We start from the raw sequence: 21,865 nt of genomic DNA, 5'->3' as shown, positions 1-21,865 counted from the left end.
CGTGGGCTCCTCGGTGCTGGGGTGGTCCGTCACGTCTCAGACGTGGCGGGGGACGGATTTGTTCCCGAGCCCTCCTGGTCGGTTCGCGCGGCCGTCGCGGGACGCCGCCGCAGCGCCTCGTCCATGACAGCCTGCAGCTCCTCGCGCTGTGCGCGCAACGCCTCGAGGTGGCGTGTCTCGTTGGCGACCTCGCGCCGCAGGCGCTCGGGCGTCTCCGCCGCGGACCGCCTCGCCGCCTCGAGCTCGGTCTTGGCCGAGTCGAGCGCGGCCTTCAGCTCGTGACGGAAGGCGATCGTGACGTCGCGCAGCATGACGGTGCGAGCCCGGTCGACCGCGAAGCGCAGGTGCGTCTCGGCACGGTTCACCGCGGTCGCGGCGGTCTGGGTGACGAGGCGCTCCAGGTTGTGGGCCCGTCGGGCGCGGTAGTTCACGAGGTACCACGCGGCGCCACCCACGATCGAGAACACCGGGGCGATGATGGCGGGGGCGATCAGGCCTGCGACCAGACCGCCCATGCTCGAGCCGATCATCGCGGTGCTCGCGAGAGTCGCGTCGAAGCTGCCGCTGTACTCGGCCTCGGCGACCTCGGCCATCGCGAGGTCGTCGACATCGGGGTCGAGGCGCACCGCCGTGGCCAGGTCACGACCGATCGAGCCGAACAGCTGCTCGGCCTGGCCCTGGAAGCCGTCGGTGAACTCGCCGATCGCCCCCGTCACGATCGCGCGCAGCTGCGCCGTGAGCGCGAGCGCGACCTCCTCGACGACCTTCTCGGGATTCTCGGAGCGTCGCTCGTGCGCGACGGCCACCCACTGCTGCCGGACGGCCGCCAGCTGCTGGGAGGCACGGTGCAGCACGTCGGCCCGCAGCACGCTGGAGTCGGAGTTCAGGTCGAGCGACCACCGGTCGCCCTGCTCCTGCAGGCCGCGCAGCCGCTGGACGAGCGCGTCGAGCTCGGGCACCTGTTGACCCGCGGACTCCAGGGCCTCGATCGTGCGGCGCCGCTTCTCCTCGTACCGCTCGATCCCCGAGAGCCCCGAGCGCAGGGCGTTGGCCACGGCGATCGAGGCCGGGGAGACGAGTCGCTCCCGGATCGCGCCGGCCAACACGTCGAGGCCCGCGTACTCGCGCAGGTCAGCCGCCTCGCCCGGATCAAGGCCGCCCTGCTCGAGCGCCGCGACCTCGAGCGCCACGGTGGCCGACACGGGGCAGATGGGGGCCTCGGCGAACCGGGGCGCGTGCCGGCGCAGCAGGTCACGGTTCTCGGCCATGACCTCCTCCCAGCCCGACGGATACTGGTCGATCTTGGTCAGGGCGAAGACGACCTGCTCGACCTTCGCGGAGACCTCGGTCAGGAACTCCAGCTCCGGACGGGTCAGGACCTGGCCCGCGTCAGTCACGACGACCAGGACGCTGCCCTGGCTGGCGGCCAGGGCCGCGAGCTCGGCGTGCCCCTGGGTCAGGCCCGCGATGCCCGGGGTGTCGACCAGGGCCACGCCCGGGAGGACCTCGGAGTCGTGGGCGATCGAGATGCCGACGAAGGCGGCGTCGTCCTCGCTGCCGGTGCTGCCGGTGACGGCCACCTCCCGTGCGGCCACCAGCCCGACCTGCCGGGTCGTGCCGTCGGCGAGGTGCACCCGGGCCTGCCCCTCGACGAGGTCGTCGGTGGGCGGCCCGACCCGGACGAAGCCGGCGGTGACGACCCCGAGCCCTGCGGGCACGAGGTCCGGCTGGCCGAGGATCGCGTTGACCAGGGTGCTCTTGCCCCGCTTGACCTCACCCACCACGACGGCCGACGGCACCGTGGGGGCCGAGACGGCCAGCGCCGACGACATGGCCTGGGCCCACGGCTCGAACTCCGTGCCCTTGAGCGCCATGACCGTCGACCGCACGGCACGGCCCTGGGCGGCCGTGAGCCTCGGGCGGTCGGGCGCCAGCGCCGTGCGGGCCGAGGTCATCGGACGGGCCGGCACATCACGACGAGGCCCACCACTGGTACAGCTCCGGCAGCTGGTTGTCCTCGGCCGAGGCCCAGATCTCCAGCAGCGCCTCGGTGTCGGTCCAGGCGACGTAGCTCGTGCCGGACTCCTCGCTGTACTGGAGCAGGACGCGCCCGGCATCCTCGCCCTCGCCCTCGTAGTTCCACGTGCCCCATCCCGGCGCTCCCGAGAGCTTCTGGGGCCCGGAGAGTCCCTCGTCGTCGATGACGGCCTGGAACACGTCGTCCATCGTGGTGGCATCGCCGTAGCCGTAGACGTTGACGTTCTGCGGGGTGAAGTCGGCGTCCGGGTCGTCGGCGGGGAAGCACCCGATCGCGACCTGCGCGTCCTGCGGATCGATGCTCGCGCAGTCGGCCGGCGACAGCGGGGCGTTGGCCGCCAGGGCGTCGTTGAGCAGCGTGCACTCCTCGTCGCTGAGCTCGGGGCTCGCGGAGCACTCGGGGTCCTGGACCGGCCCGTCGGTCACGGCGTCGCGGGTGGGCTCGGCGTCGCTCGAGGTCTGCGGCGTGGGTGCGTCGTCGCCGCCCAGGATCGTGACCGCGGCGGCGATCCCTCCACCGACCAGGACGAGCGCCGCGGCCGCGACGCCGATCAGCACCGAGCGGCGCCGGCGCGGGTCCGTGGGCCGCGGGCCGCGGGGAGCGCCCGGACCACCGCCCACCGGGCCGGTGGCGGCGGGCACCGCCGGGATGCCCCCCGTGGTCTCGGCGGCGACCGGGGCTGGCGTGGGGGCCGGGGCAGGCGCCGGCGCTGGAGCGGCTGCCGGTGCGGGTGCCGGGGCGGGTGCCGGTGCCGGGGCCGCCGGTGCTGCCATCGGGGCGATGGCGGGCTCGCGCAGCTGCCGGCCGAGCGGCGACAGGGCCCCCAGGCACGTGATGAGCTTGGGATCGTCGAGCGTCGCCGCGGGCTGGCCCACGACCCGCGCGAGCGCCGTCTGCAGCGGGCGTACGAGGGAGGCACCGCCGGTCAGGTACACCGTGGCGAGCTCCGTGGGCTGCAGGCCGGCCCGGGCACAGGCCTCGATCGTCAGCGCCGTGATCTGCTCGACGTCGTCGGCGATCGACTCGGCGAACTCCTCCGCGGTGATCGTGACGGTGGCGGTGCCGCCGCTCGTGACGACGGGCACCGTCGTGGACTCGCTCTCGGACAGCGCGTGCTTGGCCTGGGCCACCTGCTCCCGCAGCGCCCGACGCGCGCCGAGACCGGCCGCGCTCTCGAGCGCGGCGAGCACGTCGGTGTGGCCGCCCGCGCGCACGGCGTCGAGGACCAGGCCCTCGAGCCGCAGGTCGAACAGCCCGCCGCCGAGGTCGGGGCGACCGGCCGTGGCGACGACCTCGAACGGCCGCCCGGCCTCGCCCGTGACCCGCAGCACGGCGATGTCAGCCGTGCCGCCCCCGACGTCGACGACGCACAGGTGACGTCCACCCGGCGGCAACGGCGCGTGCTGGGCGTAGCGCGACACCGCGGCGACCGGCTCGGGCAGCAGCCCGACCGCCGACCGGGGGAAGCCCGCGCGCTCGGCAGCCTCGACCAGGACGTCGCGACGCGCACGCTGGTAGCCCGCCGGATACGTGAGCGTGAGCTCCGAGGGTCGGCCGCCCCCGGCGACGCGCGACGCCCGCTGGGTCACGGTGCGCAGGACGGCGGCGACGAGGTCGACGACCTCGCGGTCGGTGCCGCCGAGCTGCACGACGCGCTGGCCCACGAGTCGCTTGGGATTGCGCTCGAAGGCGCTCGGGTCGAGCAGCATGCGCCGGGTGGCCTCGACGCCGACCGTGAGCCCGCCGGCATCGGCGAAGACCGCCGACGGCATGACGTCACCGCCGTCGGTCAGGCGCACCGTCTGCGGATCGCGGCCCTCGAGCTGGATCGCCGCGGTGGAGTTCGACGTGCCGAAGTCGATCGCGAGTCGCCACGTGCTCATGCCGCCGCCCTTCGATCCGATCGGCCCCGGCCGGTCTGCGCTGTCTCGCAGCACCCTAACCGTTGCGGGCGGGTGCGGCTCATGACCGGTATATCGCCGCGCGACGGGCCGGACAACGGGGACCGCTCCCCCCGGCAAGCGGGCCGCCGCGCGACAATGGACTCGTGAAGATCCCCGCAGACCTGCTCCCGCGCGACGGCCGATTCGGCTCGGGCCCCTCGAAGGTGCGCCCGGAAGCCCTCGCCGCACTCGCCGCGACCGGCACGGACCTCCTGGGCACCTCGCACCGCAAGGCACCCGTCAAGAATCTCGTGGGCGCGATCCGTACCGGGCTGGCCGATCTCTTCGCCCTGCCGGACGGCTACGAGGTGGTCCTCGGGGTCGGCGGCTCCCACGCGTTCTTCGACGCCGCGACCTTCGGGCTGGTGCAGAACCGTGCCCAGCACCTCGTGCACGGGGAGTTCAGCGGCAAGTTCGCGAAGGCCGTCGCGGCCGCGCCGTTCCTCGACGATCCCGACATCCGCGAGTCGGCCCCGCACACGCGTCCCGCGCCCGAGGCCGTCGCCGGTGTCGACACCTACGCCTGGGCCCACAACGAGACCTCGACGGGGGTGTGGGTGCCGGTCGAGCGGGTCCCCGGGGCCGACCCCGGCGCACTCGTGCTGGTCGACGCCACGTCGGCGGCGGGCGGTCTCGCGGTCGACGTCAGCCAGACCGACGTCTACTACTTCGCGCCGCAGAAGTCCTTCGCGTCCGACGGCGGGCTCTGGATCGCCCTGATGTCGCCCGCGGCGATCGAGCGCGCCGAGCAGATCACGGCGTCCGGTCGGCACGTCCCGGGCTTCCTCGACCTGCCGACCGCGATCGCCAACTCGCGCAAGGACCAGACCTACAACACCCCCGCGCTCGCCACGCTGTTCCTGCTGGAGCAGCAGGTCTCCTGGCTCAACGGCCGCGGTGGCCTGGCGTTCGCGGCCGCCCGCACGGCCGACTCCGCCGCGCGTCTGTACGACTGGGCCGAGGCGCGGGACTACACGGCCCCCTTCGTGCCGGACCCGGCCGAGCGGTCGAACGTCGTGGGCACGATCGACCTCGTGGGGGTCGAGGCGGCCGAGGTGTCGGCGGCGCTGCGCGAGAACGGCATCGTCGACGTCGACGGGTACCGGGGGCTCGGGCGCAACCAGCTGCGCATCGGCATGTTCCCCGCGATCGAGCCCGACGACGTCAGCGCGCTGACGGCCTGCATCGACCACGTCGTGGCGAACCTCGGCTGAGGTCGCGACGGCCAGGAGCCACGATCGCTCAGACTCGGTCGTCCCCCGCGCCGATCAGTCGACCTGGGTGGCGCCGCGGTGGAGCTCGCGGTGCTCGGTGTAGATCACGGCGTTGCGGTGGAGCGTGGCGACCTCGTCGTCGGTGAGCTCGCGGCGCACCTTGCCCGGCACCCCGGCCACGAGCGAGCGTGGCGGCACCTGCATGCCCTCGGTCACGAGGGCGCCGGCGGCCACGAGCGACTCGGCGCCGATGACCGCGCCGTTCATGACGACCGCCCCCATGCCGATCAGGCAGTGGTCCTCGATCGTGGCGCCGTGCACGACCGCGTTGTGACCCACGGAGACGCCCGCGCCGAGCGTCACGGGCTTGCCCTGGTCGACGTGGAACGCACAGCCGTCCTGCACGTTGGAGTCGCGCCCGATCGTGATCGGCGCGTTGTCGGCCCGCAGCACCGCCGAGTACCAGACGCTGGCCCCCTCCCCCAGCTCGACGGAGCCCACGAGCGTCGCGTTCAGCGCCACGAAGGCGGACTCGGGGACGGAGGGACGACGGCCTTCACCCAGATCGATCAACATGGCCCCACGGTAGACGTCAGGTCAGCCACCGGGTGATCGGGTCGATCGCGAAGTACACGACGAACAGGCCCGCGACGATCCACATCAGGGCGTGCAGCTCGGCCGCCTTGCCCCGGGCGACCTTGAGCAGCACGTACGTGACGAACCCGGCACCGATCCCGACCGTGATCGAGTACGTGAACGGCATCAGGGCGATCGTGAGGAACGCCGGCAGAGCGATCTCGACGTCGTCCCAGTCGATGCCGCTGACCTGGGTCATCATGAGGAAGCCCACGAGCACCAGGGCGGGCACGGCGGCCTCGCTGGGGATGTGCTGGACGACCGGCGCCGCCAGCGTCGACACGAGGAACAGGACCCCGGTCACGATGGACGCCAGCCCCGTGCGGGCGCCGTCGCCGACGCCGGACGCCGACTCGATGTAGGACGTGTTGCTCGAGACGCCGGCCGCTCCACCGGCTGCCGCCGCGACCGAGTCGACGATCAGGATCCGCTGCGCGTTGGGCGGGGTGCCCTCGTCGTCGTTGAGACCGGCCTCGGCGCCGACCGCGGTCATGGTGCCCATCGTGTCGAAGAAGTCGGCCAGCAGGAGCGAGAACACCAGCAGGAACGCGGCGACGATGCCGATCCGGTCGAAGCCACCGAGCAGGTTGAAATTGCCGAGCAGGCTGAAGTCGGGCACGTCGAAGACCGAGTCGGGCCACGACGGGACGTTCAAGTTCCATCCCGTCGAGGTCGGGTCGCCGCCACCACCGGGGGTGTCGGTGAGCGCCTGCACGAGGCCCGCGAGCGCGGTGCCGAACACGATGCCGATCAGGATCGCACCGGGCACGCGGCGCGCGTGCAGGACGAACATCACGAGCAGGGTGATGCAGAAGACCAGGACCGGCCAGCCGGACAGCGTGTTGCCGATGCCGATGCCGATCGGCGGCGCGGGAATGCCCGTCGTGCGCACGAATCCGGCGTCGACCAGCCCGATCAGGGTGATGAACAGGCCGATCCCGACCGCGATCGCGGTCTTGAGCTGGGTCGGCACGGCGTCGAAGACCGCCTTCCGGAAGCCGGTCAGCACCAGCACGAGGATGACGAGCCCCTCCAGCACCACGAGGCCCATCGCGTCGGCCCACGTCATCTGCGAGGCCACGGAGTAGGCCACGAAGGCGTTGAGCCCGAGTCCGGCGGCGATCGCGAGCGGGAAGTTGGCGACGGCGCCCATCGCGATCGACAGGAGTCCTGCGATCAGCGCGGTGCAGGCCGCGATCGTGGCGAAGCCCGAGCCCGGCTCGGACCCGCCGCCGAGGTAGTTGCCGTCGACGTCGGCGACGCCCGCGAGGATGATCGGGTTCAGCACGATGATGTACGCCATCGTCAGGAACGTCACGACGCCGCCGCGCACCTCCCGGGCCACGCTCGAACCCCGCTGGGAGATCTTGAAGTAGTCGTCAACCGCGGTGGCCATGCTGCTCCTCAGGTGCGCCGGTGCGACGCCGCCCCGGCGCCGCACAGCATCATGGCCGACGCCGCCGAGCCAGGAGAAGCGACCCGGCCAGAAGACACACGATCGTCACACCGACGAGGACCGGGAGGGTCGCCGAGCCGAACGGTCCGAAGGCCGCGTCGACGTCGTCGCTGGCGGGCGCGGTGGCGTCAGCCGGCGCGACGGGTTCGGGCGTCACGAGCGGGACCCGGTACAGCGGCTCGCCCACGCCCTCGGAGCCGACGAGCACGCTGGTGCCGTCGGGCTCGACCGCGATCGTCTCGCCCTGCGGCTGCGTGGGCAGGCTGATCGACCCGACCGCGGCGAAGTCGGCGCGCACGTCGTAGAGCGTCGCGTCGAGATAGGTGCGCACGACGGCGTAGCGGCCGTCGGGGGTCATCGCGGCATCGGTCACGAGCAGCGGCACCTCGACCCCGGTCGACGTCGCGGTGCTCACGGCGTCGGTGGGCAGGTCGTCCGGCAGGGCGAGGACCTCGCCGCCCAGCCACCCCTTCGTGACGACCCACGTGGCCGAGCTCGTGGGATCGACCAGGAGGGCCTCGACGTCCTCGCGGCCCGTCGCGAACGCGACGGGGTGGACGCCGGGCGTGACCTGCCCGTCGGCGCGCCCGGGCTCGGGCAGGGAGTACAGCATCGCGTCGTCGCGCACGGCGTTGTTGTCACCGGTGTCGGCGATCCAGAGCGTACCGTCGCCGTCGAGCGCGAGCGCCTCGGGATCACGCCACGGAACGTCCTCGATCTGGGTGACGCCGACGACGTCGCACGTCTCGAGGTCGAGCGCGTAGACCTCCGGCTCGCTGCCGGAGTCGTTGATGACGTAGGCGGTGCCGGCGTGCGTGGCACTCACGGCGAGTCCGCTCTGCTCGTCGATCCGCGGGTCGTCGACGGTGCACGCGACGCTGGTCGAGGCCGGGTCCGCGTCCGAGTCCTGGCTCGTGGTCGCGGCGCCGGCCCGGCCGACCAGCGAGGCCAGCAGGACCACGACGAGCAGCGCGATCAGCAGGCCCGGGATCAGCAACCGGCGGTGGCGGGGGTTCATCGAGCACCAGCATGACAGGCAGGGCCGTCGGGCCGTGCCGCCGGAGCCTCACGAGTAGGGTGGGCCTCGTGAGCGACGACGGTCAGGTGCTTCCCGGGGACGGCCCCGAGACGATCGAGCGCAAGCTCGGCCATCGCGAGCGCGAGCGCCTGGAGCGGGCGGCGCGTCGTCACGAGCTGGGGCGCCCCGACATCGTCGAGCTCGAGATCGGTCGCACGACCCACAAGGTCGCCGAGGTCGAGCCGATGGACGTCGACGGCGTCCGCACGATGGTCGTCGGCACGGTCCTGTGGGCCGTGGCCGCGATCGCCCTGCTGCCCTTCCTGGGCACGCTGCGCGACCAGGGCGACGACTGGTGGTTCTGGACCACGGTCGCCGGCTTCGGCCTGGGCTGCATCGGCATCGAGTACTGCCGCCGGCGACGCAACGCGCTCGCGCGACGTCCCGGCCAGCGCCGCGCCTGACACCCCCGTGGGTCGCGCCGGCTGACCGAGTCTGAGGGGTTGAGGGTGCCCGGGCACCCTCAACCCCTCAGAGTCGGTCGCACAGCAACCACCAACCCTCAGACTGCGTCCCACCGGGGGCGTCAGGCCACCGGGACCGCGACCTCGTCCTCGCGCTCGGCCTCGTTCTCGGGCGCGCGGTCGATCGTGGTGCGCAGCGGGATCTCCTTGATGCAGAGCGCGGCCACCAGGCTCACGACGGCGACGACCGCAGCGATCGCGAAGATCTGGCCCGTCGCGTCGCCGTACGCGGCGCGCACGATGCCGACGACGGGGGCCGGCAGGGCGTCGAGGTCCAGCAGCGAGCCGCTGCCGGCCGCAGGCCCGGAGATGCCTCGGCTCGCGAGCTGGTCGGTGACGCTCGTCTTGACGTCGTGGGCCAGGATCGCGCCCAGCACCGAGACACCGACCGCGCCACCGAGCGAGCGGAAGAACGCCACCGTGGCGCTCGCCGCACCGATGGTCCGGACCGACACGGTGTTCTGCACCGCGAGCACGTAGTTCTGCAGCAGCATGCCCATGCCGAGCCCCATCACGCCCATCGACGTCATGGCGTGCCACTCCGGGGTCGTGTGGTCGACCGTCGAGAGCATCGCCAGGCCGACGACCAGCAGGCTCGATCCCGCCACGAGGAAGCGCTTCCACCGCCCGTAGCGGGTGATGAGCTGACCGCTGAGCACCGTGCCGACGAGCGACCCGGTCATGAGCGGGATGCTCAGCACACCGGCGAAGGCGGCCGAGTGGCCTCCGGCCACCTGGAAGTACTGGCCCAGGAAGACCGACCCGCCGAACATCGACATGCCGACCGCGATGCTGCCGACGATCGCGAGGGCCGTGGTGCGCTCCCGCACGACCGCGATCGGCAGGAGCGGCTCCGGGTGCCGGGTCTCGACCACGACCACCAGCACGGCGGCGACGAGCGTCACGCCCCAGAACAGCGCGGTCTGCGGGGAGAACCAGGCGAAGGAGGTGCCGGCGAACGTGACCCAGATGAGCGGCAGCGAGGCCGCGATCGTGATGAGCACCGCGCCGCCGAGGTCCAGGCGCACCTTGCGCCGGATCGTCGGCAGGTGCAGCTGACGGTGCAGGACCACGAGGCTCATGACGGCCAGCGGCACGCACACGTAGAAGCACCAGCGCCAGCCGAGCCCCGGGGTGTCGACGATGACACCGCCCAGCAGGGGTCCGCTCACGGTCGCGACGGCCATCGTGGCGCCCATGTAGCCGCTGTACCGACCACGCTGGCGCGGCGGGATGATCGATCCGATGATCGACTGCGACGTCGCGATCAGGCCGCCCATCGCGAGCCCCTGCAGCACGCGGCAGGCGATCAGCCAGGGCACGCTCTGCGCCGCCCCGGCCAGGATCGAGCCGATCACGAAGGCCACGAGCGCGACCTGCACCAGCGACTTCTTGTTGAACAGGTCCGAGAGCTTGCCCCAGATCGGCATCGACACCGTCATCGCGAGCAGCGAGGACGTGACGACCCAGGTGTACTGGGTCTGCGAGCCGTTCAGGTCGGCGATGATCGTGGGGAGCGCGTTGGACACGATCGTGGAGCTGATGAGCGCTGTGAACATGCCAGCCAGCAGGCCGACCAGGACCTGCAGGATCTCGCGGTGGCTCAGCTCGACGGAGGCAGTTTCTTGTTGCACGATGCAACCATACTACGGCCGCGCAGATCCGTCTCGTCGCCCGAGGGCGACTGCTGTCTCAGGAGGCGTCGGGGTCGCCGGCGTCCGTCGCCGACGTGGACTCCTCGGTGACCGCGTCGGTCGCGGCGGGAACCGGGGCGACCTCCGGATCGGCCGGCGCCTCGGTCTCGACCGCGGTGGAGCCCGCCTCGACGGAGTCGGACCCCGGCTCCACCGAGGTCGGATCAGCCGAGGCCGGATCGACCGGCTCCGGATCAGCCGGCTCCGGGTCAGCAGGGTCCGGGGCCGGCACGTCGCGCTCGGCCGCCGGCTCGGGGCGCGCGACGACGTCGTTGGTGATCGTGTCGAAGTAGGGGTCCGGCAGCACCGCGACGGCGACCGCGCGACTGAGCCGCACGCCGGAGTGGGCACCACATCCGTGCTCGAGGGCGACGACCCGCCCGTCGTCGTTGGCCATGCCGTTGGCACACACCCCGAAACGATCGGCCAGCGCGCCGGCCAGTCCGACGCGGAAGCCGCACGTGCGACACGTGCCCGACGCCTGCTGGGCGATCGCGACGTGCGGGCCGCCCTGGCCGTCGTGCCAGCGCTGCGCCGCCATGTCGCGACCCTCGAGCGAGAGCACGAGGCTGCGTCCCGCGGCCAGCTCCTGGGCCGCGAGACGGTCTGCGCCACCCTCGACCTCGGTGTCGAGGTCGCCCGCCGACCACGCCGGCACGAGCCGGAGGTCGTCGGGCTCGGGCGGGAGGACGTCACCGGGCCCCAGGTCGCCCGGGCGCACGCGGTCGCGGTACGGCGTCCACGGCGGCGCGACGATGGCGTCGGCCCCCGGGAGCAGCACGACGTCGTTGACGGTGGGATCGGCATCGGCCGAGACCGCCGTGAGCGAGACGACCCACGTCCAGCCGCGATATCCGGGCTGCAAGGCCTCGAAGACGTGCGACACCAGCCCGTCGCCGTCGACCTCGGCCCGCACGTGGGACCCGACGACCTCATCGCCCGCGGCCTCGGCCACGACCGTACGGGCGAAGGCATCGGCGGCCTGCAACATCTGCTCGACGGACATGCGCTCGATTGTCCCTCATGCCACCACACGGTCTCGACACGGGTGAGGCAGGATGGGTGACATGGGTGCCCCGTTCGACGACGACAGCCGCTCGCGGCCGGCGGCACCTCCGCACGACCGTCCCGAGACGGCCCATCCCCGCCGTGACGCGGGCCAGGACGAGCCGTACGACCCGGCGTGGCCGGGAGGTCGCGACGCGGCGCCTGCGGGACCGAGACCCGCCGTCAAGGTCGTGCGCGGCACGGGCCGCGCCGTCGCCGGCGGAAGTCAGTGGGCCTTCGTCCGCGCCCGCCGCTTCACCCACTCCTCGGGGGCCGGCGAGACCGGCCTGTCACGGCTCCTGGAGCTCCACGCGTTCAACACCGCCGGTGACGCCGCCGTCGCCATCTCGCTCGCCGGCACCGTCTTCTTCACGGCCCCCACGGGCGAGGCCACCGGCCAGGTCGCCCTGTTCCTCGTGCTGACGATGCTGCCCTTCGCGATCGTCGCGCCGCTCATCGGACCGTTCCTCGACCGGTTCCAGCGCGGACGCCGCTGGGCCATCGGCGCGACGCTGGCGGTGCGCGCCTTCAGCTGCTGGGTCCTGGCCGGCGCCGTGGCCGATCAGTCGGCCACCTTCTTCATCGCCGCGCTGATGTGCCTGGTGTCGTCGAAGGCCTACGGCATCACCCGCGCCTCGGCGGTCCCCCGGCTCCTGCCGGAGCAGCTGACCCTGGTCAAGGCGAACTCCCGCATCTCCCTCACCGGGACCGCGGCCGGGGCGATCTCCGCACCCTTGGCCGTCGGAGCCGCCTACTTCGGCGCCGAGTGGTCGCTGCGCTACGCGTTCGTGCTGTTCGTCGTCGGCACCGTGCTCGCGGTGCTGCTGCCGCCGCGCGTGGACTCCAGCGACGGCGAGGACAAGATCGACCTCACGGCCGCCAACGGAGTCACGGGCGTCCTGGCACCGCGGGGTGTCGTGAACGCCCTGCGGTGCAATGCCGGCCTGCGGCTCATCACGGGGTTCCTGACGATCTTCATGGCGTTCGTCCTGCGCGAACCACCGGACTCCTTCGGCTGGAACGGCAACGCCACGATCCTGCTCGGACTCGTGATCGGCGCCGCCGGTGCGGGCAACACCGTCGGCGTGCTGGTGGGCAACGTGCTCAAGTCGCGCGCGCCCGAGGCGATCGTCGTGTTCGTGCTGATCCTCGACACCGCGGTCCTGGTCGTCGTCTCGCTGACCCTCAGCTGGGTCACCGCGATGGTGCTGGGCCTCACGGCGGGCCTGTGCCAGTCGCTCGGCAAGCTCAGCCTCGACGCCCTGATCCAGCGCGACGTCCCCGAGCGGGTCCGCACGTCGATGTTCGCCCGGTCGGAGACCTTGATCCAGCTCAGCTGGGTCACCGGGGGCCTGATCGGCATCGGCCTGTTCACGATCGACGCGAGCGTCAACCTGGGCCTGCTCGTCGTGGCCGGCATCGGACTGGCCTGGCTGGCCTTCGTCGTGGCCAAGCTGCGTCAGGGTCCCCGCCGCGCGGTCGAGGTCGATCGCGGCGATCCCGAGCCGCAGCCCTGAGCTCACCTGGCGCCGCTCACGACGCCTGACGTGACCTCAGCTCGGGTCGAGCTCGCCCGCGAGGGCGCGGAGCACCTGGGCGACCGGCTTGGCCTTGCGGGCATCGGGGTGACGGCCGTGCCGGTACCCCTCCCCCAGGTCGTCGAGCATGCGGATGAGGTCCTCCACGATCACGACCATCTGCTCGGGATCCTTGCGCTTGGCCTGGACCTGCTTGCGCCCCGGCGCCGCGGTCTCCAGGATCCGCAGCTGCAGCGCCTGATCGCCCCGGCGCCCCTGCGCGATGCCGAACTCGACCCGCTGGCCCGGCTTGAGCGTCTCGACTCCCGCCGGCAGCGCATCGGAATGGACGTAGACGTCCTCACCCTCGTCCGACGACAGGAAGCCGAAACCCTTGGCGGCGTCGAACCACCTCACCTTGCCCGTGGGCATGTCGTTCCTCTCGTCGTCGGATCGTGCGATGCCCCACTGTAGTGGGTGCCCCCGCGTGTGGCGCACGGTCGCAGGACCGTCAGCGCGGCAACCGGGTCGTGGGAGCCGGCGCGGGATCGACCGCGGGGACGTCAGGTCGCGGGACCGGTGGGACGGGATCGGTCTCGGGCGCGGCGTCGGGCGCAGGGCCGGTCTCGACCGCCGGCTCGACCACGGCGGCCTGCTCGCCGGTGTCCTCGAAGCGGGCCTCGATCGTCTGGAAGCCCTTGTGCCGCTGCATCTTGGCGTAGCTGATGTAGGCCCGCTGGTCGGCGTCGGTCAGGACGACGTTGTCGGTGAAGGGCGTCAGCAGGGCCCGCGGGTAGAGCCGCCGCGCCACCACGACCATCGCCTCCAGGCCGATCACGACCATCAGGGCGGCCAGGAAGATGAAGCCCATGAGTCCGAGCACCAGCGCGAACGTGCCGTTCATCTGGCTCGCGCGGTTGATGACCCCGGAGACGTAGGCCTGGCCCAGCACCTGCAGCAGCTGCCAGAGCAGCGCCGTGACGACCGCCCCCGGCAGCACCCGGCGCCACGTGGCCCGGCTGCCGCTGATGAGGTGGAAGATCATCATGAAGACCACCACCGTCAGCGCGAAGCCCACCCAGCCGAAGACCCGGTTCAGGTCGTCGCTCCAGGAGGTGTTGATGCTGTCGAGGTTGGCCAGGACCGAGCTGGCGATCGCGATCGTGAGGATCCCGAGTCCACCGATCGCGAGGAAGATCAGGCTGCGGAACCGTTGCAGGAACGGATTGGCCCGGCTGTTGCGCGGCACCGCCCACACGACGTTCGCAGCGTTCTGCACCGCCTGACCGAGGTTGATCGCGCCGTACAGCGCGGTCACGACACCGATCACGATGGCGGTCGTGCTGCCGCTGAGCCCCTCGGGGCGTCCGAGCTGGTCACCGACGATCGGGAACTGGCTCAGCGCCGTGTCGAGGAGACGGTCACGGAGCTCGGGATCGCCCTGCAGGAAGAAGCCCAGCACGGAGGTGCCGATCAGCAGGATCGGGAAGATCGCGAAGAAGGCGTAGTAGGCGATGATCGCCGCGAGATAGGGCCCCTGGTCGTCGAAGTACTTGTAGATGACCGCCAGGGGCAGGCCGAGCAGGCGGTGACGACGCTGGAACGCGTCGAACCTCCCGATCGTGGGCGCGTCGGTGTCGCGATCGTCGCTCATCGGCGCCCCCTCATGCGGCACCGACGCGCCAGCGCGCGGTGCGCAGGACCGCGGCGAGACCGAGCTCGTCGAGCACCGCGCGACTGCGGCGAACCAGGCGGGGCTCGAGGGCAGGTGCGGACGCGAGCTTCACGGCATCAGCGTGCCACACCGGTCACGGATCGGCGTTCCCCCGCGGTGCCGGCGAGGGCGACGAGAACGCCGTGGGAGGCGACGTGTCACGATCGGACGGTGCGCACCATCGGCCTGATCGGCGGCATGAGCTGGGAGTCCACCGCGGAGTACTACCGGATCCTCAACGAGTCCGTCCGCGACCGCCTCGGGGGCCTCCACTCCGCCCGCGTCATCGTGGACTCCCTGGACTTCGCCGAGGTCGCCTCCCTGCAGTCGGCCGGCGCCTGGACCGAGGCCGGCCAGCTGCTCGCTGATCGCGCCGCCCGACTCGAGCAGGCTGGCGCGGACCTCGTGGTGCTCGCGACCAACACGATGCACCTCGTCGCCGACGCGATCCAGGCCCGCCTCTCGGTCCCGTTCCTGCACATCGGCGACGCTGCCGCCGACGCGATCGAGGCCGCGGGTGTGACCGTCGTCGGCCTGCTCGGCACCCGTTTCACGATGGAGAACCCGTTCCTGGTCGACCACCTGTCCCGGCGCGGCCTGCGCGTGCTGCTGCCGCCGGCGCAGGACCGGACCCTGGTCCACGACGTGATCTACGACGAGCTCGTGCAGGGCGTGGTCCGCGAGGAGTCGCGGCTGGCCTACGCCGAGGTCATCGACCGTCTCGTCGCGGCCGGCGCGGAGGGCGTGCTGCTGGGCTGCACCGAGATCGAGCTGCTGGTCACGCCGGGGTGGACCCGGGTCCCCACCTTCCCGACGACCCGCTTGCACGCCGAGGCCGCCGCTGCCGCGGCGCTCGCGCCCTGAGCACGCTCAGTCGAAGTCGGGCAGCTCCCGCTTCATGACCTTGCCCGTGGGGTTGCGGGGCAGCTCCTCGAGGAACTTGACCTTGCGCGGCACCGCGAACCGCGCGACCCGCTCCTTGGCGTAGGCCACCACGGTGTCGAGGTCGAGCGTCTCGCCGTCCTTGACCACGACGTAGGCCGCGAGGCACTGGCCCCAGTCCGGGTCGGGGATGCCCGTGACGACGACGTCGGTGATCGCCGGATGCTCGATCAGCGCGTCCTCGAGCTCGCGGGGGAACACGTTCTCGCCGCCGGAGATGATCATGTCGTCGTCGCGCCCCGCCACGAAGAGCCGGCCCTCCTCGTCGAAGTAGCCCAGGTCGCCCGAGTGCATCAGACCGTCGGCGAACGACTTGGAGTTGCCGTCGGTGTAGCCCCCGAACTGCATCTCGTTGCCGACGTAGATGACCCCGGTCTCGCCCTGCGGGACCTCCTTGCCGTCACCGTCGAGGATCTTGACGATCGTGCGCCACGGCACCCGGCCCGCGGTGCCCGGCGCCGCGCGCAGGTCCTGCGGCGAGGCGATCGAGACCCAGCCGGTCTCGGTCGCGCCGTAGAAGTTGTAGACCGAGTCGGTGAACAGGTCCATGAAGTGGTTGGCCAGGTCGCCCGCGAGCGCCGAGCCGCTGCTCGCGGTGATCTTGAGGCTCGAGACGTCGCTCTTCTCGACCGCCGTCGAGGAGGCGTCGACCAGGCGCTGCATCATGAGCGGCACCACCACGAGGACGTCGGCCTTGTACTGGTCGATGTCGGCCAGGACCTGCTCGGGCTTGAACTTGCGCCGCAGCACGTAGGTCGGGACGGTCGACAGGCCGAAGCCGAAGTTCAGCAGCCCCCACGAGTGGAACAACGGCGCCGCCAGCACGACCGTCGAGTTGCCCGAGTACGGGATGGCCCCGAAGAAGGTCATGAGCGGGTCGAGGTTCTCCGGCTCCTTGCGGTTGGCCCCCTTGGGCAGACCCGTCGTGCCGGAGGTGAAGATCACGATGCCGCCGGGGCGCTCGGGCTTCTTGTGCGGCTTGGCCGACTCCGCCGCGGCGAGCTTCGCGAGCGTCGGCAGGCCGTGGGTGTCGTCGTCCTCCCAGGCCACGAGGATCTGGTCACGGTCCAGCTCGGAGGCGACGGTGAGGAACTCCTGGTCGACGATCGCCAGACCGGCCCCCTCGCGGCGCGTCAGCTCGCCGAGCTGGTTGGCGCTGGCCATCGTGTTGAGCAGGAGCACCTTCGCTCCACGCTGCATCAGGGCGATCATCGCCACGACCATGTGACGGTGGTTGCGGCACAGCAGCGCGACCGAGTCGCCGGCGCCGATGCCCTTGGTCGCCAGTGCGGCCGTGGCACGGTTGACCTCGTCGTAGAGCTCCTGCCAGGTGATCTCCCCGGCGTCGTCGATGATCGCGAGCTGGTTCGGGAACCGGGCCGCTGCGGCTCCCGCCGCCGACGGGAAGCCCGGCCCCCACGTGGCGAGCTTGATGCCGGCCTTGAGGAGACGGTGCGGCGGCTGGACCTTGAGCAGTCCGATCTGCCGCAGGACCTTCAGCTTGTACCCGACATCGCCCACGAGCTGGCCACCTGTTCCTCGAGACATGTCCCGACCGTATGCCGCCAGGACCGGATGCGCAGCAGCGTAACAGCGGGTTACCGGGCGGGCTCCTCCGCCAGCAGCTGGGCCTCCTCCTCGGTGAAGATGCGCGACCGGATGATGAAGCGCTTTCCGGTGGGGCCCTCGAGGGAGAATCCGGCGCCACGGCCCGGGACGACGTCGATCGTGATGTGGGTGTGCGACCAGTATGCGAACTGCTCCCGCGAGATGTGCACCGGCACCAGGCCCGCCGGATCGATGTCCGGGTCCGGCCCGATGTCGAGGTCACCGAGGTGCACGTCGGTGGGGCCGACGATGTAGAAGCCCTGCGTGAAGCACATCGGTGCCGAACCGTCGCAGCACCCGCCCGACTGGTGGAACATCAGCGGCTTGCCGTGCGACGCCCGCAGCTCGCGCAGCAGGTCGGCAGCGTCGGCGGTCATGGCGATGCGGTCCACGGTCATCACGGCTCCTGCAGTGCGGTCGGGGCGGTCGGTCGGGAAGGTCGGGAACGAGGTGCACCCCGGCCGGGGGCCGGGGTGCACCAGCTCAGGGGCGCCGGCTCAGAAGAAGCCCTGCGCGTTCTCCGAGTACGACACCAGCAGGTTCTTGGTCTGCTGGTAGTGGTCGAGCATCATTGAGTGGTTCTCCCGTCCGATGCCCGACGACTTGTAGCCGCCGAAGGCCGCGTGCGCCGGGTAGGCGTGGTAGCAGTTCGTCCACACCCGTCCGGCCTGGATGTCGCGACCGGCGCGGTACGCCGTGTTGGTGTTGCGCGACCACACGCCAGCGCCGAGACCGTAGAGGGTGTCGTTGGCGATGCTCATGGCGTCGTCGTAGTCGTCGAAGCCCGTGACCGAGACGACCGGACCGAAGATCTCCTCCTGGAAGATCCGCATCTTGTTGTGGCCCTGGAAGATCGTCGGGGCCACGTAGTAGCCACCCGACAGGTCGCCGCCGAGGTCGACCCGCTCACCACCGGTGATGATGCGCGCACCCTCCTGCACCCCGATCTCGAAGTAGCTGAGGATCTTCTCGAGCTGGTCGTTGCTCGCCTGGGCGCCGATCATGGTGTCGGTGTCGAGCGGGTTGCCCTGCTTGACCAGCTTGGTGCGCTCGGTGGCCGCCGGCAGGAACTGCTCGAGGATCGAGTTCTGGATCAGTGCACGGCTCGGGCACGTGCAGACTTCGCCCTGGTTGAGCGCGAACATCGTGAATCCCTCGAGCGCCTTGTCGTAGAACGCGTCGTCGGCCGCTGTGACGTCCTCGAAGAAGATGTTGGGGCTCTTGCCGCCCAGCTCGAGGGTGACCGGGATGAGGTTCTGGCTGGCCATCTGCATGATGAGGCGGCCGGTCGTGGTCTCGCCGGTGAACGCGATCTTGCGGATCCGGTTGCTGGACGCGAGCGGTGCGCCGGCCTCCGCGCCGAAGCCGTTGACGACGTTGAGCACGCCCGGCGGGAGCAGGTCGGCGGTGAGCTCGACCAGCAGCATGATCGAGGCCGGGGTCTGCTCGGCCGGCTTGAGCACGACGGCGTTGCCGGCCGCGAGGGCGGGGGCGAGCTTCCAGACCGCCATGAGGAGCGGGAAGTTCCAGGGGATGATCTGGCCCACGACGCCGAGCGGCTCGTGGAAGTGGTAGGCGACCGTGTCGTCGTCGATCTGCGACAGGTGACCCTCCTGGGCCCGGATCGCGCCGGCGAAGTAGCGGAAGTGGTCGACGGCCAGGGGCAGGTCGGCCGCCATCGTCTCGCGGACGGGCTTGCCGTTGTCCCACGTCTCGCCGACCGCGAGCATCTCGAGGTTCTCCTCGATGCGGTCGGCGATCTTGTTGAGGATCACGGCACGCTCGGCGACCGACGTCTTGCCCCAGGCCGGGGCGGCGGCGTGGGCCGCGTCGAGGGCGGCCTCGATGTCCTCGGCGGTGCCACGGGCGATCTCGGTGAAGACCTTGCCGTTGACCGGCGAGACGTTCTCGAAGTACTGACCCTTGACCGGGGCGACGTACTCGCCGCCGATCCAGTGGTCGTACCGGGACTTGTAGCTGACGACACTGCCTTCGGTGCCGGGCTGGGCGTAGACGGCCATGCGAACCACTCCTGCGTGATCGGGTTGGAGAGCCGCCTCCTGGCGGCAAGCGTGACGCTAGTCACATGCTCGTTGCCTCCGGGTTGCCCGAACGTTGCACCCCTGCCGGGGCCCGCGTCAGGAGAAGATCAGGCAGGACGAGGTCGCGTGCGCCAGCAGGCGCCCCTCGGTGTCGAGGATCTGCGCCTCGGCCAGCGCCGTGCGCCGGCCTCGCTGCAGGACCGTGCCGCGCGCCTCGATGCGACCGGTCTGCGCCGTGACGGCACGCAGGAACTTCACGGTGAGGTCGAGCGAGGTGTATCTCTCCCCCACACCGAGCGTCGAGTGCACCGAGCAGCCCGCCGCGGTGTCGAGCAGGGTCGAGATGACTCCGCCGTGCACCGTGCCGAGCGGGTTGTAGTGACGCTGCTCGGGCACGAGGGCCACGCGCATCGCCCCGACCTCGCCGTCGAAGTCGATCATGCCGACCAGTGCGGAGATGGGCGCCGGCGGCATCCGGCCGTCGCGCATCGCGAGAAGCTGCTCGTAGCCGGTCATCGCGGCGGGGTCGAGGACGGGGTCCTGGGTGTCGGTCACGTCCTCAGCGTGGCGAACGCACCTGAGTCTGTCAAACAGACGTAGGGTGGCGCCATGAGCACGCCTGCAGCCCTCACGTGGTCCACCACCAACTGTCCGGTCGGCCGCGCGATGGACATCCTCGGCGAGTCGGGCACCGTCATCGTGCTGCGGGAGATCTTCAACGGCGTGCGCCGGTTCGACCTGATGCAGCGTCACAGCGGCCTCTCCCGCGCGGTCCTGAGCCACCGGCTGGCCCTGCTCGTCGAGCACGGCATCGTCCACCGCGTGGCCTACCGCGACCCGGGCGAGCGGGAGCGGCACGAGTACCGGCTCACGACCCGTGGTTTCGACCTGCAGCCCGTCATGGTGGCCTTGGCGGACTGGGGCGGGAAGCACCTCTCCGGTCCCGAGGGCCCCGCGGTCGAGGTCGAGCACCGCGACTGCGGCGCGCGCACCCACGTGGCCCTGGTCTGCGAGGAGGGCCACGTGATCGACCGCCTGCGGGACGTCCGCACCCGCCCGGGCCCCGGCGCGATGCCCACCTGAGAACCCGACCGGCGCGCGTGTGACGAGTCGCGCGCCTCAGCTCAGGGCGTCGTCGAGGCGGGCGACGTGGGTCTCGACCTGGGCGTAGCGGGGCGAGGAGACCGGGAGGATGTCGAGCGCGTGCTCCCACATCTCGAAGTCGTCGCGCCCGTGGGCGGTGTCGGCGAACGTGAGGATCGCATCGGCGTCGTCGCTGGCCAACAGGGACGACCGCACACGCAGGTGGAGCGCGTCGCGCAGCTCGACCACGGCGGGCGCGGTCGACTCCGGGAGCACGGGCCCGCGATAGGCCGCCACGGCCCGGCGCAGATGACCCGCCGACAGGTCGTCGCGCACCGCCGCGACGTCGGTGGCCACGGCGTTCGCGAGGCGGTACGGGCGCGATGCGAGCTCGACGGGCCCGAGCACGCCCCGCAGGCGGGAGATCTCGGCGCGAATCGTGACGTCAGCCTGCTCGTCGTCGCTCAGCGCGACGGCCAGCTCGCCGGCCCGCCAGCCCTCGAGCCGCTCGGTCAGCAGCAGGAACAGCTCGCTGTGGCGCAGACCGAGGCGCGACAGCGTGCTGCCGTGGCGGAAGGTCGCCCCTCGGGCGCCCAGGACCTCGAGCGTCGGCATCGTCCAACCCGCGCCGCTGACCGACGCGCTCGGCGCGGGCGGGCTGAGCCGCTGGATGCGCAGCTCGGCCTCGACCGCGGCGACCGTGGCGCGCACGAGCGACAGGCTCTGCACCGTGGCGACCTCCGCGGTTCCGGTCAGGTCGAGCACGCCCAGGACCGCCCCGGTGTCGGGATCGTGGATCGGCGCGGCCGAGCACGACCAGGGCGTGACGTTGCGCGAGAGGTGCTCGGGCCCGAAGATCTGCACCGGCTTGTCGAGGGCCAGGGCCGTGCCGGGCGCGTTGGTGCCCGCGCTGGCCTCGCTCCAGTCGGCGCCCGGCAGGAAGTGCATGCCCTCGGCGCGGGCCCGCAGGTCGTGCGACCCCTCGACCCACAGGAGCTGGCCCACGGCATCGCTGACCGCGACCAGATGACCGGCTTCTGCCGCCGACTCCACGAGCAGCTCGCGGATCACGGGCATCGCGATGGCGAGGGGGTGGGCGGCCCGGATCTCGGCGAGACGTTCGTCGTCGAGCACGATCGACGCCAGGGTGAACTCGGGGTCGATGCCTCCGGCGAGACTGCGCTGCCACGAGTCGTGGACCAGGGTGCGCAGGGCCGGATCGGCCAGGCCCGTCGAGACGAAGGCGTCGTGGGCGCGCGCGAGATACCGGGCGAGCTGCTCGGCATCGGCGCCGGGCGGCACCGCGAGGTCGTTGCTGCGTCCCATGCGCGAAGCGTACTCCGGCATGTGACGCGGGTCACGGGGCGAGCCTCGCTGCGTCGAGCGAGC

General features: G+C 71.7%; 20 protein-coding genes. 5 read left to right on the top strand and 15 right to left on the bottom strand.

All coding sequences use genetic code 11. The features are described 5' to 3' along the window. Positions 1-29: 29 nt before the first annotated feature. Together KAG51_RS10755 and KAG51_RS10750 are read right to left on the bottom strand one after the other, a co-directional pair. Positions 30-1,955 (bottom strand): dynamin family protein, encoded by a 1,926-nt coding sequence (locus KAG51_RS10755; protein WP_290583488.1) that lies wholly within the window; start codon positions 1,953-1,955, stop codon positions 30-32. A 16-nt stretch (positions 1,956-1,971) separates the two neighbouring features. Continuing rightward, on the bottom strand, positions 1,972-3,921 hold the full coding sequence (locus KAG51_RS10750; RefSeq protein WP_290583485.1) for an Hsp70 family protein: 1,950 nt from the start codon (positions 3,919-3,921) through the stop codon (positions 1,972-1,974). Positions 3,922-4,085: 164 nt separating this feature from the next. Here KAG51_RS10750 and serC point away from each other — a divergent pair, with 164 nt between their 5' ends. Beyond that, entirely contained in the window at positions 4,086-5,195 is a 1,110-nt protein-coding gene (gene serC / locus KAG51_RS10745) for a phosphoserine transaminase (RefSeq protein WP_290583483.1), read from the top strand. A gap of 54 nt (positions 5,196-5,249) precedes the next feature. On the opposite strand, the gene KAG51_RS10740 is transcribed toward serC, so the two are convergent. Genes KAG51_RS10740 through KAG51_RS10730 form a run of 3 tightly spaced genes read right to left on the bottom strand, consistent with a single transcriptional unit; the run spans position 5,250 to position 8,305 of the window. After that, positions 5,250-5,771, bottom strand: coding sequence for a gamma carbonic anhydrase family protein (locus KAG51_RS10740; protein ID WP_290583481.1), 522 nt, complete (start codon positions 5,769-5,771; stop codon positions 5,250-5,252). A 16-nt stretch (positions 5,772-5,787) separates the two neighbouring features. Then, positions 5,788-7,227 (bottom strand): NCS2 family permease, encoded by a 1,440-nt coding sequence (locus KAG51_RS10735; protein ID WP_290583479.1) that lies wholly within the window; start codon positions 7,225-7,227, stop codon positions 5,788-5,790. A 49-nt stretch (positions 7,228-7,276) separates the two neighbouring features. After that, on the bottom strand, positions 7,277-8,305 hold the full coding sequence (locus tag KAG51_RS10730; RefSeq protein ID WP_290583477.1) for an esterase-like activity of phytase family protein: 1,029 nt from the start codon (positions 8,303-8,305) through the stop codon (positions 7,277-7,279). A 68-nt stretch (positions 8,306-8,373) separates the two neighbouring features. Between KAG51_RS10730 and KAG51_RS10725 the strand changes: the two genes are divergently transcribed. Further along, a complete protein-coding gene (locus tag KAG51_RS10725; RefSeq protein ID WP_290583475.1) occupies positions 8,374-8,769 on the top strand; it encodes a DUF2530 domain-containing protein in 396 nt (131 codons plus the stop codon). A 122-nt stretch (positions 8,770-8,891) separates the two neighbouring features. Here the strand turns inward: KAG51_RS10725 and KAG51_RS10720 are convergent, their stop codons facing one another. Both KAG51_RS10720 and KAG51_RS10715 read right to left on the bottom strand, forming a co-directional pair. Continuing rightward, entirely contained in the window at positions 8,892-10,463 is a 1,572-nt protein-coding gene (locus KAG51_RS10720; protein ID WP_290583473.1) for an MDR family MFS transporter, read from the bottom strand. A gap of 58 nt (positions 10,464-10,521) precedes the next feature. Next, on the bottom strand, positions 10,522-11,529 hold the full coding sequence (locus KAG51_RS10715; RefSeq protein ID WP_290583471.1) for a DUF3027 domain-containing protein: 1,008 nt from the start codon (positions 11,527-11,529) through the stop codon (positions 10,522-10,524). Positions 11,530-11,590: 61 nt separating this feature from the next. Here KAG51_RS10715 and KAG51_RS10710 point away from each other — a divergent pair, with 61 nt between their 5' ends. Then, positions 11,591-13,087: an MFS transporter gene (locus tag KAG51_RS10710; protein ID WP_290583469.1), complete on the top strand. Its 1,497-nt coding sequence runs from the start codon at positions 11,591-11,593 to the stop codon at positions 13,085-13,087. A gap of 36 nt (positions 13,088-13,123) precedes the next feature. Here KAG51_RS10710 and KAG51_RS10705 read toward each other — a convergent pair whose 3' ends face one another. From KAG51_RS10705 to KAG51_RS10695, 3 genes are all read right to left on the bottom strand, one after another. Beyond that, positions 13,124-13,519 carry a cold-shock protein gene (locus KAG51_RS10705; protein ID WP_290583467.1) on the bottom strand — a complete coding sequence of 132 codons (396 nt, stop codon included), beginning with the start codon at positions 13,517-13,519 and terminating at the stop codon, positions 13,124-13,126. Between the two features lie 79 nt (positions 13,520-13,598). Beyond that, positions 13,599-14,741: a YihY/virulence factor BrkB family protein gene (locus tag KAG51_RS10700; protein ID WP_290583465.1), complete on the bottom strand. Its 1,143-nt coding sequence runs from the start codon at positions 14,739-14,741 to the stop codon at positions 13,599-13,601. A gap of 10 nt (positions 14,742-14,751) precedes the next feature. After that, positions 14,752-14,874 (bottom strand): hypothetical protein, encoded by a 123-nt coding sequence (locus KAG51_RS10695; RefSeq protein ID WP_290583463.1) that lies wholly within the window; start codon positions 14,872-14,874, stop codon positions 14,752-14,754. A 98-nt stretch (positions 14,875-14,972) separates the two neighbouring features. Between KAG51_RS10695 and KAG51_RS10690 the strand changes: the two genes are divergently transcribed. Further along, positions 14,973-15,665 carry an aspartate/glutamate racemase family protein gene (locus KAG51_RS10690; protein WP_290583461.1) on the top strand — a complete coding sequence of 231 codons (693 nt, stop codon included), beginning with the start codon at positions 14,973-14,975 and terminating at the stop codon, positions 15,663-15,665. A gap of 6 nt (positions 15,666-15,671) precedes the next feature. Here the strand turns inward: KAG51_RS10690 and KAG51_RS10685 are convergent, their stop codons facing one another. From KAG51_RS10685 to KAG51_RS10670, 4 genes are all read right to left on the bottom strand, one after another. After that, positions 15,672-17,291: an AMP-binding protein gene (locus tag KAG51_RS10685; RefSeq protein ID WP_290583459.1), complete on the bottom strand. Its 1,620-nt coding sequence runs from the start codon at positions 17,289-17,291 to the stop codon at positions 15,672-15,674. Between the two features lie 50 nt (positions 17,292-17,341). Further along, positions 17,342-17,749, bottom strand: coding sequence for a DUF779 domain-containing protein (locus KAG51_RS10680; protein ID WP_290583457.1), 408 nt, complete (start codon positions 17,747-17,749; stop codon positions 17,342-17,344). A gap of 99 nt (positions 17,750-17,848) precedes the next feature. Beyond that, positions 17,849-19,372 carry an aldehyde dehydrogenase gene (gene adh, locus KAG51_RS10675; RefSeq protein ID WP_290583455.1) on the bottom strand — a complete coding sequence of 508 codons (1,524 nt, stop codon included), beginning with the start codon at positions 19,370-19,372 and terminating at the stop codon, positions 17,849-17,851. Between the two features lie 117 nt (positions 19,373-19,489). Then, a complete protein-coding gene (locus KAG51_RS10670) occupies positions 19,490-19,948 on the bottom strand; it encodes a PaaI family thioesterase (RefSeq protein ID WP_290583453.1) in 459 nt (152 codons plus the stop codon). 54 nt (positions 19,949-20,002) lie between these two features. On the opposite strand from KAG51_RS10670, the gene KAG51_RS10665 reads away from it, so the two are divergent. Continuing rightward, on the top strand, positions 20,003-20,476 hold the full coding sequence (locus KAG51_RS10665) for a helix-turn-helix domain-containing protein (protein WP_290583451.1): 474 nt from the start codon (positions 20,003-20,005) through the stop codon (positions 20,474-20,476). 36 nt (positions 20,477-20,512) lie between these two features. Here the strand turns inward: KAG51_RS10665 and KAG51_RS10660 are convergent, their stop codons facing one another. Continuing rightward, entirely contained in the window at positions 20,513-21,802 is a 1,290-nt protein-coding gene (locus KAG51_RS10660) for a GAF domain-containing protein (RefSeq protein WP_290583449.1), read from the bottom strand. Positions 21,803-21,865: the final 63 nt, after the last annotated feature.

It is taken from the genome of Aeromicrobium sp., assembly GCF_023146395.1.
Classification (GTDB): Bacteria; Actinomycetota; Actinomycetes; order Propionibacteriales; family Nocardioidaceae; genus Aeromicrobium.
This window is presented reverse-complemented; position numbering and strand designations above follow the sequence as displayed.

Coding starts and splice junctions, on each gene's coding strand:
- KAG51_RS10755 (WP_290583488.1), bottom strand. CDS start 1,955: ATGACCTCGGCCCGCACGGCGCTGGCGCCCGACCGCCCGAGGCTCACG.
- KAG51_RS10750 (WP_290583485.1), bottom strand. CDS start 3,921: ATGAGCACGTGGCGACTCGCGATCGACTTCGGCACGTCGAACTCCACC.
- KAG51_RS10740 (WP_290583481.1), bottom strand. CDS start 5,771: ATGTTGATCGATCTGGGTGAAGGCCGTCGTCCCTCCGTCCCCGAGTCC.
- KAG51_RS10735 (WP_290583479.1), bottom strand. CDS start 7,227: ATGGCCACCGCGGTTGACGACTACTTCAAGATCTCCCAGCGGGGTTCG.
- KAG51_RS10730 (WP_290583477.1), bottom strand. CDS start 8,305: ATGAACCCCCGCCACCGCCGGTTGCTGATCCCGGGCCTGCTGATCGCG.
- KAG51_RS10715 (WP_290583471.1), bottom strand. CDS start 11,529: ATGTCCGTCGAGCAGATGTTGCAGGCCGCCGATGCCTTCGCCCGTACG.
- KAG51_RS10710 (WP_290583469.1), top strand. CDS start 11,591: ATGGGTGCCCCGTTCGACGACGACAGCCGCTCGCGGCCGGCGGCACCT.
- KAG51_RS10705 (WP_290583467.1), bottom strand. CDS start 13,519: ATGCCCACGGGCAAGGTGAGGTGGTTCGACGCCGCCAAGGGTTTCGGC.
- KAG51_RS10700 (WP_290583465.1), bottom strand. CDS start 14,741: ATGAGCGACGATCGCGACACCGACGCGCCCACGATCGGGAGGTTCGAC.
- KAG51_RS10685 (WP_290583459.1), bottom strand. CDS start 17,291: ATGTCTCGAGGAACAGGTGGCCAGCTCGTGGGCGATGTCGGGTACAAG.
- KAG51_RS10680 (WP_290583457.1), bottom strand. CDS start 17,749: ATGACCGTGGACCGCATCGCCATGACCGCCGACGCTGCCGACCTGCTG.
- adh (WP_290583455.1), bottom strand. CDS start 19,372: ATGGCCGTCTACGCCCAGCCCGGCACCGAAGGCAGTGTCGTCAGCTAC.
- KAG51_RS10665 (WP_290583451.1), top strand. CDS start 20,003: ATGAGCACGCCTGCAGCCCTCACGTGGTCCACCACCAACTGTCCGGTC.
- KAG51_RS10660 (WP_290583449.1), bottom strand. CDS start 21,802: ATGGGACGCAGCAACGACCTCGCGGTGCCGCCCGGCGCCGATGCCGAG.